The organism is Streptomyces sp. rh34, assembly GCF_002551245.1.
Lineage (GTDB): Bacteria > Actinomycetota > Actinomycetes > Streptomycetales > Streptomycetaceae > Streptomyces.
The window spans coordinates 1-15,583 of record NZ_NTGZ01000176.1; the positions used below are offsets into that span (position 1 = coordinate 1).

Sequence of the window (15,583 nt, forward strand, 5' to 3'; positions counted from 1 at the left end):
AGCGGGGCCCGGCGCGCCGGCGGTGGGCGGCGCCTCCGTTGGGGGCACCACCTCCGCGGTGGACCGTGTCCCGGGGATGGTCGACTCGCTCATCCGTCAGTTCTCCAGCACCGCGCGCAGGTCCCACAGGGCACGCCAGGTGGCCGACCCCTGCTCGGCACGCCTGCGCACCGGGCCGTCCCAGTACCCCAGCAGCCGTGCCGCGTCGGCGGGGTCGTCCTTTCGGACGACGCCGAGGATATGGCCGGGCAGGAGGGAGAGCACGTCCCGGTCGCCGGGGAAGTAGGCGGCGGCCAGGCCCAGGGAGCCCGCGACGGAGACCGCCTCCGCCGTGCTCATCACCGTGGAGGGGCGCTCGACCTCCCAGCCTTCCACGGAGCGGCCCTCGCGCAGGTCCCGGAAGGCGGTGACCAGCGCTTCGAGGACCGCGTCGTCCACCTGGTAGGCGGCGCCCACACGTTCGACGGCTGCCCGCGACTGGCGCCGTACGAGCGCGGTCTCGGCGTCCACGTCCCCGATGGGGCCCACCGTCTCGAAGTTGAAGCGCCGCTTCAGCGCGGCGGACATCTCCGAGACTCCCTTGTCCCGCAGGTTGGCGGTGGCGATGAGCGTGAACCCGGGGGCCGCGTGCACCTGGGCGCCCTCGCTGCCCGCGAGCTCGGGGACAGCGATCCGCCGTTCGGAGAGCAGCGACACGAGAGCGTCCTGGACCTCCGGCAGGCAGCGGGTGACCTCCTCGACGCGCGCGACGGCCCCACGGGTCATGGCGGCGAGGACCGGGGAGGGCACCAGGGCCTGCTCGGTGGGTCCCTGGGCCAGCAGCAGCGCGTAGTTCCAGCCGTACTTGAGCTGGTCCTCGGTGGTGCCCGCGGTGCCCTGCACGGTGAGCGCGCTGGTCCCGCAGACGGCCGCCGACAGCAGTTCGGAGAGCATGGACTTGGCGGTGCCGGGTTCACCCACGAGGAGAAGTCCGCGCTCTCCGGCGAGGGTGACCACGCACCGTTCGACCAGGGCGCGTTCGCCGACGAACTTCTGCTCGATCACCAGGCGGCGCGGCACCCCGGCGCCGGGCCCGGCGCCCTTCGGCAGGCCCAGTGCCTCGCCCGCGCTGCCCGTCACGAAGGTGACGACGGCGCGCGGGGTGAGCAGCCAGCCCGGCGGCCGGGGCCCGGGGTCGTGGGCGGCGAGGAAGGCCAGCTCGGTGGCGTACCGGTCCTCGGGGAGCGTGATCTGGCGGTGCTCCCGGCCGGGCGCCGTCGCCTGGCCCGGGATGCCGCCCGTGGTGCTGTCCGGGGTGGTGCTGTCCGGGGTGATCGTGGTGTCGTTCGTCATCGGCGGCGGCCCTTCCGGGTTGCGCGGGTGTCCAGTTCTTCGAAGGCGGGGGCGTCGCCACCGCGCGCCCGTGCCCAGGCGGCCGCGAACAGCGCGGACACCGGGAGGTGGGGCAGGGTCCGGGTGGACCCGGCCACGGGGTACAGGCGTTCCTTCCAGGTCTCCAACGGCAGTCCGGGAGCGCGGCGTTCCAGCCAGCCGCAGGGGAGGAACAACGTGCGACCGGCGCGGGCGCGCTTCGCCTCCACGACGAGGTCGGTGGCGGCGAGTTCCGCCCGGGCCCTCTTGACCCGTGCCGGCTTCCACTCGGTCCAGCGGACGCAGTTGCGGTCCGTGGGGTCGGGCAGGGCGAGCAGCATCAGGTAGAGCGCGGAGGCGTCCGCGCTCAGGCCGAGGGCGTCGGCTGCCTCGGCCACCAGGTCCGGCACCGCACGCGTCGGGTCCTGCCCCGGGTGGTGCGGGGAGCCGTCGGGGGCGCCCGCCGAGGCCAGCAGGTCGGTCTCCTCGCCCAGCAGTGCGCGCAGGGCGAGCAGATCGCCGGTGCCGTGGCTGCTGACGGTGCCCTCGACGAGGCCGAACACCGGGTCGTCGGAGCCCGCCAGGCCGGCCGGGCGAATCAGCAGCTTCTCGTTGTTGCCGTAACCGGGAGCGAGGAGCAGCGCCGTGCCGACCCTGACCAGCCCGTCGGCGTCGGCGCCGCCGGACTCGGGGAGTCCGTGGGCGGCGCGGACCACGGCGCCGATCGGGCCCCCCGACTCGGTCCAGTGCAGACCGAAATCCAGCACCAGGTCCGGGTCGGCGAGGCGGCTGCGCAGGGCCGCGAGCCCGATGGGCAGGTGCGCCCGCAGCGGGTGCCCGTACGGCAGCGTGTAGGCGAGGGTGTGCAGGGCGGTCAGGGCGGAGGCGACCGTGCCGCGTGCGCCCGTCACGCGCGGGCCCGGGCGGCCTGTGCCGTCCTGGACGGCGGCGCCGTGGGCGAGCCAGGTCCGGGAGCCCGCGTTGAGGACCAGGTCGACGGCGCCCGGGGTGGTGCCCGAGAGGTCGAGGTCCAGCTCTTCGGGTACGCGTACGAGGGAGGCCAGGCGCTCCTGCCAGACCTCGGCGGCAGCCCGGACGTCGGGGCCCGTGGACCACAGCTCGGCCGGGTCCTCGGGCAGCAGCGCCCGAAGCAGGGCGTGCCGGTCGTCGCGGGGCAGGGCGTCCAGCCTTGCCTGCGCCTCCTCGAAGGCACGTGTCTTCGCGCCGAGCAGCGCGAGCGCCTCGGCTCCGGGCTCCTGGACGGCTGCCGCCAGCAGGGCGGCGGACTGGAGGGGACCGATTCCGGTGGCCGTGTGGAACGCCTCGACGGCCTCCGGGCGCCACGGCGCCGGGCCCTTCTCCCGTACCAGGGCGGTAAGCCGGGTGAGCCGGTCGCGGGCGATGCCCTGCCGGTGAACGCGCTCGCGGTCCAGGGTGAAGCCGGGGACGGGACCGAAGGCGCCGGTCGGGTCGTGGTCCAGAGCGAGCCAGCACGCGGCGTCGTCCCGGGAGTTCCGGCCGCGGTCGGCGATGACCACGACCGTGCGGGCGTCCTTGCGGAGCACCTGGCCGAGGCGGTGCACGGCCTCGGGGCGACCGCGCCCGGGCGCCACTCCGCCGAGCGGTTCGGCGAGCTCCACCAGCCTGACCGTGCCCGCCGGGTCGGCCAGCGGCCCCGCGGCGAGCGCTTCCAGCAGTACGAGGAGTCCGGCGCGGTGCTCGGGGGACGTGGTCGCCGAGGCGGCCCGGTAGGCCAGTTCGGGCAGCTTGTCGAGGACGGAGGTCCAGGTGAGGGCGTCGCCGGGCACGGTGTACTCGTCCCGCTGCCAGCCGTCCGCAGGGGTGAACGCGACCTTCGACGGCGTGGGCGGGCCGAACGCCGGCCCGCCGCCGAGGACATGGTTGACGGCGAGGATCTGCCGGATCGCGGTCCATCGGCGGCCGCCGCTCCACCAGCTGCCGTGCATCCGCTCGTGACCCCAGGCGGAGGCGTCCCGCAGCGTCGTGTCGTCGCCGTGCTCGGGGTCGTGGTCGAAGAACATGCCCTTGGTGCGCGCGGTGTCCCGGGGAGTGACCGGCTGAACGTCCTCGGGCGGTTCCAGATACCGGGCGGCTGCGACAGCCCGGTCCACCGCGTTCCGGGCGAGCGCGGTGACGCCCGCGAGAAGCCGTGCGTCGGACACCTCGGGCAGCACCCGGGCGGCGGCCTCCTCGGTCAGCTCCCGCGCGGAGGGCCCGGTGTAGTCCTCGACGGCCCGGAATGCCTCCAGGTGCCGGGCGACCGCGGCGGCGACCTCGTTGAACAGCTCATCCGCCCGGGCGTCCGTCAGGTTCCGCAGGGCCAAGGAGCCCCGCTCGTCCCTCGGGCGCAGGGCGTGCCAGTAGGCGACGGGAGGCACATAGGGGGTGCCCGCCACGTCGTTCCCGCCGGAGGAGTCGGTGGTGACGGACCACAGGCTGCCACCGGTGCCGTCCGTGTCCGCCGGGTGCGCTTCCACGGAGCGGTGGTTCAGGGCCGCGACCGGCCGTGAACCGCCGGGCAGGGCGAGGGCGCCGATCGGCACCGGGGAGCCTCCGCCGGGCAGCGGGAGCGGCAGGGTGACCGTGTGGCCGTCGGGAGTGCCGGCGACGATGCGGTGCCCGTCGGCGGGGGCGGCCGTTCCGGTCTCGGTGGCCATGAGCCGGACCCAGCGGCCGAGGACCGTGCCGTCCGTGCCGAACGGGGTGGTCTCCAGGCCGGGCTGGAGGGGCAGCACCTGGCAGTGCTCGGCGAGCAGCCGGGCTCCGTCGTGCACCCCGGAGCGGAGGAAGGCGGGGAGGGACGCGCGGCCGTGCGTGCCGCCGGCCGGGTCGTACTCCAGCCACACCCGCTGTGTGCCCTGGTGGCCCTCTCGCCAGTGACCGGTGCCGTCGGAGATGACGGCGCGCTGGGGCGGGAGGGAGGTGTCTCCCGCGTGCAGGGCCTTGCCGCCCGTGGCGCGGCCGCCGCCGGGCAGCGGCAGGCAGACCTCGTCCGAGGGGCCGGAGCCGCCCCAGCGGGGGATCTGCTCGCCACCGACGGTGAAGACCTCGGCGGGGCGGTGCGACCAGTAGCCGCGCTGCTTGCCGTCCTCCCACCAGATGACCAGCAACTCCCCGTCGACGTAACGCAGGACGATCGTCCGCCAGTGGTCGACGGTGGCGGGGAGCCGCAGGGTGTGCCGCAGCAGAACGCCTTCCGGGCCGATGACGACGGCCCGTTCGAGGGTGTTCAGGATCAGTGCGGGCCAGGCGCCGGTGACGCCGACGCTCTCCCGCCGGTTGCGTTGCTGACGCCCGGCGGCTGCGGCCTCGGCGGCCAGTTCGGCGTAGGTCGCGTCGAGCGCGGGCCAGCCCAGTTCGTCGAGGACGCCGGTACGCAGGGTGGAGGCGAGCAGCGGCACGACTTCGTGGCTCTCGAGGAGTCGTACGGCTTCCGGGGCGACGTCCGCGACCACGGGGCGGAACGGCGAGAGCCTGTTGAGGGCGGTGCGCAGCCCGGGGAGCCCGCGTGCGGCCGTGTACTCCTCGGCACGGGCGGTCAGCCACTCCCGCAGGATGACGGAGAGCACGGGGTGCGCCGCGATCTTCGCCAGGCCGGCGTCGCTCAGCCTCTGGCGGTGTCCGTCGCCCAGGTTCCCGACGTTCCGGCTCAGCAGCGCGCGGAAGACCGGCCGTTCGGCTACGGCGGTGAGATCCCGCGCGCCGGGCGTGGTGTCGGTGAGCCACGGGCCGATCGGGACACCGAGGGACCGCGCGGTCCCCGCGTCCTGGTCGTCCGGCTCGGCGACGGGGACGCCGGAGGCCAGGCAGAGATCGAGAAGGTCCAGGTCGGCGGTGCGCTGCCAGCGGCCCTGGAACAGTTCGACGGGGCGCCCGTCGGCACGCAGCCGGTCCGCCATCCGGGCGGCCAGATCGAGGGTCCCCGGGCAGCGGCCCGAGGTGACCCGGCTGCGCCTGCGGTGTGCCTCCCAGCGGGCGAGCCAGTCCGCCGGGGAGACGGACGGCGCGGCGAGGGCGGCGGAGTCGGAGGGCAGGTCGCCGGAGGTGTCCGGGAGGGCGGTCAGCAGCTCCTCGGCGCCGGACTCGGCCAGCAACGCGAGCCAGCCGGGCTCGCCGTCCGCGTCCCGGCCGCCCTCGCTGAAGGTCTCCGGGAAGAAGCCCAGGAGGCGGGTCTTCACGGCCGCGTCCCGTCGGGCGAGGACGATGAGCGAGGAGCGGTACGCCGCCCAGAACGAGGCGGGTGCGCGGACGACCCCCGGCGAGCCGATCAGATCGGCCACCAGCTCCTGTTCGGCGGCCTCGCGGTCCAGCCCGGCGGCCTTGACCAGTGCGCGCACGTCCTGCGGCAGCGCCGCGTACGGCGGCATGCCGGCGGCGCAGCGCTCGACCAGCAGACGGCGGAACTGCGCCCAGGCGTCCGCCGGTGCGAGCCGGGCCACCAGGTCCCGTACGTACTGCCGGAGCGCCTTGACGGTCAGCGCGCCGACGAGGGCGAACTCCAGGAAGACGGCCCGCTGCCGCTCCTCGTCCACGACCAGCCCGTGCACCCGCTCGGCCTCGCGGGCCTTGCCGAAGAAGGAGGCGGCGTAGCTGGTGTTCTCGGCCTGGAGGAAGAGGCGTGCCACCTGCTCGTAGTAGGTGGGAAGGAAGTGGGGCACGGCCCGGCCGAGCCGGGCGCCGAGGGCGTCGAAGCCCTCCTTGGCCGCTCCGGCGCGGCTTCTGGCCTGCCGGCCCAGCCGCTCGATGTCCTTGACCAGGGCCAGGGCGTGGTGCCCGTTGGCCGGGTCGTTGACCAGCGCCCAGGCCGGGAAGCCCAGCGTCTCGCGGCGCACCTGACCCACGACGGGGGCCTCGGCGGTCCGGGCCAGCCCGAGGAACTCCAGGGCCAGGTCCTCGGCTTCGCCGAGTGTGCCGGGCACGAGCCGGACCACGGGGCGGTCGCCGAGGGCGGTGTGCGTGTAGGTGCGGGCAGTCAGCGCGTCGGCGTCGTCCCGGCCGGTGGTGCCGGCGGGGAGGATCGCGCCCGCGTCCAGCAGGGCCGTCGCCCGGGCCTCGGCGGCGGGGCCCGAGGTGCTCTCGCCCCGGGCCTGGCCGGGAAGGAACGCCGTGTCCCGGGCCGTCGTGTTCGCGTCCGTGTTCGTCGTCGTGATGCTCATGCCGCCAGCTCCTCGTCCGCCACGTCGCGGCCGGCGTAGAGTGCCGCCGCCATCCGCATGCCCTCCGACCAGGCCACGGGGCCGACCTCGGCGGCCGTCAGCGCGCGCCCGGCGGGGTCGGTCCAGCCCAGGGGGCCCGTCTCGGTGCCGTACTCGTCGTATCCGTCGTGCTCGCCGATCCAGATGCGCGCCTCGGCGGTGGCGCCGTCCTCGACCACCGGGCAGACCGCGTATCCCCCGCGCGACCGGTACCCGAGTTGAGTGACGCGGCCGTGCAGGAAGCGCAGTTCCTTGAACACGCCGCCGGCGTAGGTATCCACGGAAGTGGTCTCCGGGGCGAGGCCCGGCGGGCGGTGCCACACCTCACGGAACAGCTGCTCCACGTTCTGGCGCACCCCCAGCTCGACCGCGAACTCCCGCAGGTCGTCGAGGTCGTCGAGGAGGACGGGGTGGGGCACGCTGACCACGTCCGGGGTGATGCGGACCGTGTCGCCGTCCAGGTCGACGAGGCCGAGACCGCGCTCGGGATCGACATCGCGCAGGAACCCCGCGACCCCTCCGCCGGCGCCGGTGACCACGACGTCCCGCAGGGCCGCCTGCCACGCCGGGTCGGGCCAGACCCTGGCGAGCACGGCCGTGGGAACGGGCAGCGACCGCACCATCCACTGCTCGACGTCGGTCAGGCAGCGGCGTTCGTGCCGCTCCATCCACTCGGTCAGCTGCCGGAGACCCACGACCGCCGGATCGTCCTTCAACTTGGCCGGAACGGACTTCAGCCGCCGCCCCTTCCCGTTGCGGCAGACCACCTTGCCCGCCTCCAGAGCGACTTCGTAGTCGCCTGCCGACACCCACCCCATGCGCTGTTCTCCCCTGTTTCCGAACGGCCGCCGAACCGGTGGCACGCTGATGAGACCCGTCGACGGCAACGCACCGTGACGAGTGGGAGAGACTCTAAGCGGCCCCAGTGACAATGCGTTCGGGCCCCCTCCGCATCGACCCGGGGACCGCGCCCGCGCAGGACCGCCCGACGCGCCCACCGTCGCTTCGAGGACCGGTCCTCGAAGCCGTGGAACCCGCCGGAGCGACGCCACGGAACACGCCGGAGCGACGGGCGGTCCGCCGGGAGCGAGGGGTGTCGGCGGCCGAGGGGGCCGAGAACGTCGGCCCCCTCGGCCCGGCTGCCCGCGCCGAAGCGCGGAGCGCGAGCGGCATGCGGCCCGATCGGGTGCGCTCAGGGAGCGAGTACGACCGTCTTGCCGGGCAGCCGCCCGGCGCCGGCGTCCTCATGGACGGCGGCCAGCTCGGCCACCGGGCGGCGGGCGGCGACGTGGACCCGGAGCTTGCCGGAATCCACCTTGGCGACCAACTCGGCCAGCTGGGCTCCGTCGCTGCGGACCCACAGACTCGCGCCGCGCACTCCCCGGGCGGGGTCCTCGGGGATCGGGCCGGCCGTGCTGGCGGAGACCCCGCCGTCGGCGACGAAGTTCGTCAGCTGCGCGAGCTCCTCCGGGGAGACGCGCACATGGTTCACCACGACCTGGAACGGGCCGCCCACAGCATCCGGGCCCGCGGCGAGGTCGAGGGGGCCGGTGACCCGGTCCGCGCCATAGCCCCGAAGACGGTCGGCGTGCTGCGGTGCGTCCACCGCCGTCACGTGCGCCCCCGCGTCGACGGCGAGCTGCACCACGAGGCTGCCGACCGCGCCCCCCGCCCCGTTGACCAGCACGGTCTGACCGGGCTTCAGCTCGGCGAGCTCGAACAGCACCTGCCAGGCCGCCAAGCCGGTCAGCGGCAGCGCCGCGGCGTCGACCAGCTCCGTCGTCCGGGGCGCCGGGGCCAGTGACCCGGCCGGGACGAGCACGTACTCGGCGGCGCCACCGGCGGAGTCGAGCGGCAGCATCGCCACGACGCGGTCCCCGACCTCCGGGCCGGTCACGTCCGAACCGAGTTCAGCGACGGTGCCCGCCACGTCGATCCCCGGAACGTACGGGAGTGTGATCGGGAGCATCTCGGCCAGGAAACCGGCGCGGATGTGGTCGTCGACCGGGTTGAACGACGTGGCCGCCACCCGCACCAGCACCTGGCCGGAGCCGGGGACCGGACGCTCGACGTCCTCGTAGCGCAGGACCTCGCTGCTGCCGAACTCGTGGAAACGTATTGCCTTCATGAAACTTTCCTCCAGGGTGTGTTCGATGTCGCCGCCGGCGGACGAGTCCGTCAGGCGGGACGGTGAAGCGCGTCGGCGCGCTCAGGTCAGCTGCACCGACCGGGTCGAGTTGCCCAGCACCATGTGGTCGATGGCGCTCACGGCGCCGGCTGGGTCATCGGCGGCTCCGACGGCGAGGAGCAGCGGCACGAAGTGCTCGGCCGTCGGATGGGCGACCGCGGCGCCGGGCGCCTTGGCGCGGTAGTCGGTGAGGGCGTCGACGTCGCCCCGGGCGAGGGCGTCGACGGCCCATTCGTCGAAGGCCGCGGTGTCGGCGGCGAGCTCGGGCCGGTGGAAGACGGCGAAGCTGTGTGTCATGAAGCCCGAGCCGAGAACGAGGACGCCTTCTTCGCGCAGAGGCCGAAGGCGTGCCCCGAGTGCGAGCAGGGCGCCGGGGTCGAGGCTGGGCATCGACAGTTGCACGACCGGAACGTCGGCCGCGGGATACATGGCCATGAGCGGGATGAAGGCGCCGTGGTCGAGGCCGCGGTCGGCGAACGCGTGCACAGGCGTCCGCCCCAGCAGGCCCGTGAGTCGCCGAGCCAGGTCGGTGGCGTCCGGGGTCGCGTAGGGAAGGGTCTTGTACCGGGGGTGGAATCCGCTGAAATCGTAGTGGAGCGGGGTGCCGGCCTCTGCCCCGGAAATCGCGGCGGGCGCCCGTTCCCAGTGGGCCGAGACGACGACGACAGCCCGGGGCTTGGGCATCGAACGGGCCCAGTCGAAGAGGTCTCCGAGCCACCGGGGATCGTCGAGGGTGAACGGGGCACCGTGGCTGACGAAGAGGCTGGGCAGGGGCCCGTCGGAGGGATCCCACACCCGCTGCTCGCGGGCCTGTGGCAGGACCCGGGCGAGCAGGTCGTCGTACGCCGCGGCGGGAGCACGCGGCGGGGAGGTCCGAGCCAGGCTGCTCGTGGCCATCATCGAGATCAACTCCTTAACTTGCCGAGGAAAGTGTTTTCACTTGCCTAGGCAAGTTGAAAGCTAGCGCACCAAGGGTTGCCCAGGCAAGTGATGCGAGTTTCCCGGGCAAGTATGATGGGCTCATGGATACTCAGTCGCCCTGGCTCGACAACGACCAGCAGGACCTGTGGCAGGCGCTCCTCACCGTCGTCATCGCCCTGCCCGCGGCCCTCGACCGCCAGCTGCAGCGAGACGCGGGCATCTCCAACTTCGAGTACGGGGTCCTCGCACAGTTGTCCATGGCCGACGAGGCCACGATGCGGCTCAGCGAACTGGCCCGGCTCTGCGACAGCACCCAGCCCCGGCTGTCGAAGGTGATGGATCGGTTCGAAGCCCGCGACTGGGTCGCCCGCCGAACCGACCCCGGCGACGGCCGATACACCCTCGCCGCCCTGACCGACGCCGGCCGGCAGAAGCTCGTCGAGAGCGCACCGGAACACGTCGCGCAGGTGAAGCGGCTCGTGTTCGATCCGCTCAGCGCCGCTCAGCGCCGCCACCTCGAGGCCGCGCTGACCCGCATCGCCGCTACCGTGCGCCGGGAACTCGAAGGCGGCTGAGCACCGCCGTCGGGCCGATGGCCGCTCGGGCGTCGCGCACGAGGTTGGCGATCCGGGGGACCTGGGCGGCGTGGCCTCCGCTGGCGCGCTTGCGAGCGCGCCCATGGATCAGGTGGCGCCCGGAGGGTTCCCGACCCCACCCCTGGAAGCGCTGCTGGAGCATCAACCGGACGCGACGTGCACCAGGCTGTCCACGAGGTCGAGGATGTCGTCCTCCTGCGCGGACAGCACGGAGACGAAGGCGTTGGCGAACTGGAGGACTCCGGGGCCTTCGATCTCCACGAACAGCCGACGCAGAGCGGCGGCGCGCTCGTCGGACGGCGGGTGGTCCGTGACGATCACGCCTGCGGGAATGTCGTGGACCTCGTTGCGGACCCGGGTCACGAGATGGTCGATGGCGAAGAAGAGGAACGGCCCGGCGACCGTGAAGTTCTTCTGGATCTGGTCGCCGGAGCCTTCGAGCCGGCGGAGCATGAGCAGCGCGCCGATCTCGTCCGCCTCGAACTCCTGGTGATGACTCTTACGGATCCACTCCCCGAAGTGAGTTCGCGCGGCAGGCTCGTGCAGATGGCCGGCCAGAAGGTGCCCGAACTCGTGCCCGACCACGAAGTCTCTGCCGGCATTGCCCAGCGGAACCCCGAGGAGGGCACGTGAGTCCGCGCCCACCGGAATGCGGCCGCCGCGTCGCGCGTCCCCGTGGAACACGTACGCGACCACCGCCTTCGCGACGGTCTCGCGTGCGTGATCCCGTCGGCGGATCATCTCGGCGGTCTCTACCTCGAACCGCAGGCCCGTGCCCTCGGCCCTGGTGAAGGCCCGGAACGAGGCCCCGATGCACTTCGCGACCTGGAAAAGGAGGGTGGTCAGACCGGTGTTGACGAGGATCAGAGTTCCGCCGGGCACCGCACAAGCCCGGGCGTTGAAGGAGTTGTGCGGGTACTCACCGACGTACGCGGGGCCGGGCAGGGCGATTCCACTGAGCTGGAGTGTATGAAGGAGGTCCGCTCTGATGCCCTCATAGGGGTTCTGGTAAAGGACCGAGTAGTCGCCGCCCCGTATCGATCGGATGAGGTCCGCGTGGAGATCCTGTTCCCCCGGCTCCAGCCGATCGATGAGCGCGTTGATCTGCTCGGGGGTGGGCGGGGCTACGAGATGCCCGACTCCGCGTCGCTCCAGCAGCGCGTGGTACTCCGCTTCCAGGGGATCCACCGTGGTCATGGTCAGCGCCCAGCGGGCCATACCCGGCTGGTGCTGCGCAGATACCCGCGAGCCCGAGCGGCGAGTTCGGGGGCGGCCGTTCGTGCTGCGATGCGATAAAACTTCTTCGCGTTTCTGAGGTGTCCTTCGTGCTCCCAAACCCGGCCGAGGTTGAACGCCGCGTGGGGTTTCACCTCCTCGTCCTCCGTCTCGAAGGCGTATTCCCACAGGCTCTTGGCCCTGTCCCAGTGCCCGTCGCCCTCTTCCATCGCGCCGAGATTCACGGCGGCTTCGTGCGACGCGCCCTCATCGTGGAGCCCGACGGTGAACTCGTACGTCTCGCGCGCCCTAGCCGTGTCGCCCAGATCCTCGTAGACGGTGCCGAGCCGGAAGGCGGCCATCCCACGGATCACTGTGTCACCGCAGTTCACGGCGTCCTCATACGCCCGCCGGGCCTTGTCGAGGTCGCCCAGCTTCCTGAGCGCGATGCCGAGATAGAGATGCGCGGCAGCGCGGACGCCCCTCGTCCCGGTCTGCGTAGCGGCTCGGTACCACTTGGCCGCGGCTCGCTGATCGCCCTCGATCTGGTGCGTCTCGCCAAGCTTGAACGCCGCGCTCGCACGCAGATGATCGTCCCCGGATTCCCGACAGGCCTGGAGAGCACGGCGTGCCTTGCCGATCTCCCCTGCTTCCAGGGCGTTCAGAGCCACGGTGAACGCGATGTCCGCCCGATACTTCTCGGACAAGGCGGCGCACATCTTCTTCCGCCGCTCTTCCTCGGAACCAGCGACCTGTGCGCGCAGGAGTGCGGCAACGCCCTGGAACCGCGTGAATCCCGTGTCCCGATCGGAAAGGAACGTGCGGAAACCTTCTGTCGGCTCGGCTCCACGGTTCCAGGGCGTGTCCCCGCTCCTGAGACCCTTCACTTCCATGTCGTCAATGACCAGTTCGAATTCCTTGACCGTGATCCGGCACAGGGGGCAGGTCGATCCGGCGCACCTCCGCAAGTAGGCCGACAGGTCCGTGGAACTGTTGAGGACTTGCAGATCGAAGAAGTGAAAGCACTGATGTGAAATGGCACCGACCACCATGCGAACTCCTCCAAGCAGAAGCTCAGTTGCCCCGGCGACGGCGCCGTCTGCGCTCGGCCTGCCAGGAACCCGCCGCCTCGTCCCAGTAGACCCGCACTCTGGTGACCGCATCCGGTTCGGCCTCGGCGGTGACCGCTTCGATGTCGAAATGCTCCAGCGCACGGATCGCCTCGTGCGAGACGTCCGGTACGAGGCACAGGGCCACGTTCAGCCCGGGATCGGGATCCCTGACTACCAACAGCGTCCTGCTCGCGCTCTCCGGTTCGCCTTCACCAGCGTCCTCACGGTCGAACTGCCGTCGAAGCCAGTCACGGGCCACGACGTACGAGTCCTCGGCGGCCTTGGTCACCAACGTCTGCACGAAGGGCACGAGGGCTGCGGTGATGACGGCCGTGGTGACCATCTCACCGAGCGCGCTCGAACCGTCTGGCGGGCCATCGTCGCGTGGCGAACCCAACCGTCCCTCGTCGCTCAAGTCCCTTTCAGACGTTGCCACTTCATCCCCCAACACTCGCACACAGCGCTGCGTAACCCGCCCTCACCAGAGGGTAGTGCAGGCGCTTGAGGATGACGTGCTTGTTGGTGATCTGGTTGATTTCCAGCGTGGCCTCCGCGCAATGCGAGCCTGCTCTTCCCTGGCGTGGCCGCGTAACGCCGGTTAGCCATGGAGGAAGCGCGCCTGCCCCGGCACACCGGCCGCACCGAGCTGAACGACTGCGGCTGGTACAGCTCAAAGAGGCGGACGCCGGGACGGCCGGCCACCCAGGCCCGGCTGCGAGCATCCGCGCCGCCACGGCCTCCGGCGCACCGGACCGACCTGACTCGCCGGCGCCGGGGTCCACGTACACGTCCTGCGCAGGTTTCCCGGCCACGGTTCACTGACCACCAAGGACGCCGAACCCCGCCCAGTCCCCGACCGGTCCCCAAAAATGATCAAGGGCCGGTTTCGGATTGCTCCGAAACCGGCCCTGATCTGCGACTGTCTCCAGTCGGGACGACAGGATTTGAACCTGCGACCCCTTGACCCCCAGTCAAGTGCGCTACCAAGCTGCGCCACGTCCCGCTGCCCGCCTGACCTGGGGTTTCCCCTGGCCGAACGCGCATGAGAACAATACCGCACTCCAGCAGGTGGTCACCAACACCATGCCGCGCTTGACCTCAACCGCAGTTGATGTTGAACGCTCGGTGTCGTGACGAACACGACCGCCGCGCCTGTGCGTGGCCTCCGCACATTCCCTGACCTCGGCCGCCTGATCGCCCTGATGACCGGTGCCGAGAAGCACGCCCCCGCCGCCCATTCCACGCTCGACGCTCTGTGGGTGCTCTACGACAGGGTGCTCCGAGTCACACCGGAGACGGCCGACGACCCCGGGCGGGACCGCTTCCTGCTGTCCAAGGGGCACGGGCCGATGGCGTACTACGCCATCCTCGCCGCGCACGGCTTCTTCGGAGAGGAACTGCTGCCCGGCTTCGGAGCGTACGACTCACCGCTCGGGCACCACCCGGACCGCCTTCTGGTGCCGGGGGCGGAGATCGGCAGCGGGTCCCTGGGACACGGGCTGCCGCTCGCCGTCGGGACCGTACTGGGGCTGCGCGCCCAGGGCCTCACGGATCCCCGGGTGTGGGTCCTGATCGGCGACGCCGAGCTGGACGAGGGCAGCAACCACGAAGCCATCGCCCACGCGGGCCCTGCCGGGCTCGAACAGCTCCACACGCTGGTGATCGACAACGCGTCCGCCACCCACGGCTGGCCCGGCGGGATCGCTTCCCGCTTCGCGTCCGCCGGGTGGGCGGCGGTGACCGTGGACGGTCGCGACCACGAGGCCCTGTACGCGGCGTTCACCGCGCCCCACCCGGGCAAACCGCTGGCCGTCGTCGCCCGCGTCGAACCCAAGAGCTGACCGCACCACCCGCACGACCACCGCTCGACCGTGGCTCCGCACACCGGAGCCCCGAGGAGGACCCCTTCATGGACACCATGCGTGACCGATTCATCAGCACCGCCTCGCGACTCCTGGACGAGGAGCCCCGGCTGGCCGTCGTGCTCGCCGACATCAGCACCGACGGCTTCGCCCCGGCTCTGCGCGCCCACCCGGACCGGGTGATCAACGTCGGGATCCGGGAGCAGCTGCTCGTCGGGGCCGGCGCGGGAATGGCGCTGACGGGAATGCGGCCGATCGTGCACACCTTCGCCAGCTTCCTGGTGGAGCGGCCGTTCGAGCAGGTCAAGCTGGACTTCGGGCATCAGGGGGTCGGCGGGATCCTGGTGAGCGCCGGCGGCTCGTACGACTGGCCGGCCGGGGGCTTCACGCACATGTCTCCCGGTGACGTCGCCCTCCTGGACACGCTCGAAGGCTGGACCGTGCACGTGCCGGGCCATCCGGACGAGGCCGAGGCCCTGCTGCGGGAGTCGGTCGCCGGCGACGACCGCGTGTACGTACGCCTCTCGCTCCAGGCGAACCGGGAGGCGCTGCCGGTGAGCGGCACGGCCGGGTTCACGGTGGTGCGCGAAGGGCGGCGCGGGACCGTGATCGCGGTCGGCCCCATGCTCGACAACGTCCTCGCCGCCACCGAGGGGCTGGACGTCACCGTGCTGTACGCGACGACCGTGCGGCCGTTCGACGCGGCGGGGGTGCGCCGTGCCGCCGGTGCGGCTGCGACCGCGGACGTGGTGGTCGTGGAGCCCTATCTGGCGGGCACCTCCGCCACCACGACGGGCGAAGCGCTGATCGACCTGCCCCACCGGGTGCTCGGGGTGGGCGTGGGGCGCGCCGAGCTGCGTCGGTACGGGCAGCTGGAGGAGCACCTCGCGGCGCACGGCCTGGACCCGCACGGTCTGCGGGAGCAGATCACCGGATTCCTGCGCTCCTGATCCACGGGCCCACATCGCCCGGCCTGCCGGGCCGACCCGCCGGGCCGGTCCGCCAGGCCGGTCCGCCAGGCCGGTCCGCCAGGCCGGTCCGCACACCCGCACGGCCCCTCAAGCCCGGCCCGCACACCGCCCGGCCGCCCACTACCGGTCGCCGGCCACGCTCACCCCTCGCC

Annotated in this window: 11 protein-coding genes and 1 tRNA gene; 3 read left to right on the forward strand and 9 right to left on the reverse strand. The window is 72.5% G+C overall.

The features are described 5' to 3' along the window. Positions 1–96: 96 nt before the first annotated feature. The 5 genes from CR470_RS26450 to CR470_RS26470 all read right to left on the reverse strand — a co-directional run bounded on the left by CR470_RS26450 (position 97) and on the right by CR470_RS26470 (position 9,654). Positions 97–1,332, reverse strand: a complete 1,236-nt coding sequence (locus CR470_RS26450; RefSeq protein WP_097870039.1) for an AAA family ATPase — start codon at positions 1,330–1,332, stop codon at positions 97–99. Further along, a complete protein-coding gene (locus tag CR470_RS26455; RefSeq protein WP_097870040.1) occupies positions 1,329–6,527 on the reverse strand; it encodes a hypothetical protein in 5,199 nt (1,732 codons plus the stop codon). Before CR470_RS26455 ends, CR470_RS26450 begins: the two co-directional genes overlap by 4 nt. After that, positions 6,524–7,384, reverse strand: coding sequence for a DUF4132 domain-containing protein (locus CR470_RS26460; RefSeq protein ID WP_097870041.1), 861 nt, complete (start codon positions 7,382–7,384; stop codon positions 6,524–6,526). Before CR470_RS26460 ends, CR470_RS26455 begins: the two co-directional genes overlap by 4 nt. A gap of 374 nt (positions 7,385–7,758) precedes the next feature. Further along, positions 7,759–8,694, reverse strand: a complete 936-nt coding sequence (locus CR470_RS26465) for an NADP-dependent oxidoreductase (RefSeq protein WP_097870042.1) — start codon at positions 8,692–8,694, stop codon at positions 7,759–7,761. 81 nt (positions 8,695–8,775) lie between these two features. Then, positions 8,776–9,654, reverse strand: a complete 879-nt coding sequence (locus tag CR470_RS26470; RefSeq protein ID WP_097870043.1) for a DODA-type extradiol aromatic ring-opening family dioxygenase — start codon at positions 9,652–9,654, stop codon at positions 8,776–8,778. A 122-nt stretch (positions 9,655–9,776) separates the two neighbouring features. Here CR470_RS26470 and CR470_RS26475 point away from each other — a divergent pair, with 122 nt between their 5' ends. After that, on the forward strand, positions 9,777–10,250 hold the full coding sequence (locus tag CR470_RS26475) for a MarR family winged helix-turn-helix transcriptional regulator (protein WP_097870044.1): 474 nt from the start codon (positions 9,777–9,779) through the stop codon (positions 10,248–10,250). 162 nt (positions 10,251–10,412) lie between these two features. On the opposite strand, the gene CR470_RS26480 is transcribed toward CR470_RS26475, so the two are convergent. From CR470_RS26480 to CR470_RS26495, 4 genes are all read right to left on the reverse strand, one after another. After that, complete coding sequence (locus CR470_RS26480; protein ID WP_097870045.1) at positions 10,413–11,489, reverse strand: hypothetical protein; 1,077 nt, start codon at positions 11,487–11,489, stop codon at positions 10,413–10,415. Then, positions 11,471–12,538, reverse strand: a complete 1,068-nt coding sequence (locus CR470_RS26485; protein WP_097870046.1) for a tetratricopeptide repeat protein — start codon at positions 12,536–12,538, stop codon at positions 11,471–11,473. The genes CR470_RS26480 and CR470_RS26485 overlap by 19 nt, the downstream gene beginning before the upstream one ends. 22 nt (positions 12,539–12,560) lie before the next feature. Beyond that, positions 12,561–12,941, reverse strand: coding sequence for a hypothetical protein (locus CR470_RS26490; protein ID WP_097870047.1), 381 nt, complete (start codon positions 12,939–12,941; stop codon positions 12,561–12,563). A 586-nt stretch (positions 12,942–13,527) separates the two neighbouring features. After that, a tRNA-Pro gene (locus CR470_RS26495) sits at positions 13,528–13,601 on the reverse strand. A 127-nt stretch (positions 13,602–13,728) separates the two neighbouring features. Between CR470_RS26495 and CR470_RS26500 the strand changes: the two genes are divergently transcribed. Together CR470_RS26500 and CR470_RS26505 are read left to right on the forward strand one after the other, a co-directional pair. Beyond that, the gene (locus CR470_RS26500; RefSeq protein ID WP_097870048.1) at positions 13,729–14,439 is read left to right on the forward strand and encodes a transketolase; all 711 of its coding nucleotides are present in this window, start codon (positions 13,729–13,731) and stop codon (positions 14,437–14,439) included. Between the two features lie 68 nt (positions 14,440–14,507). Further along, positions 14,508–15,410: a transketolase family protein gene (locus tag CR470_RS26505; RefSeq protein ID WP_097870049.1), complete on the forward strand. Its 903-nt coding sequence runs from the start codon at positions 14,508–14,510 to the stop codon at positions 15,408–15,410. The last annotated feature ends 173 nt before the right edge of the window (positions 15,411–15,583 follow it).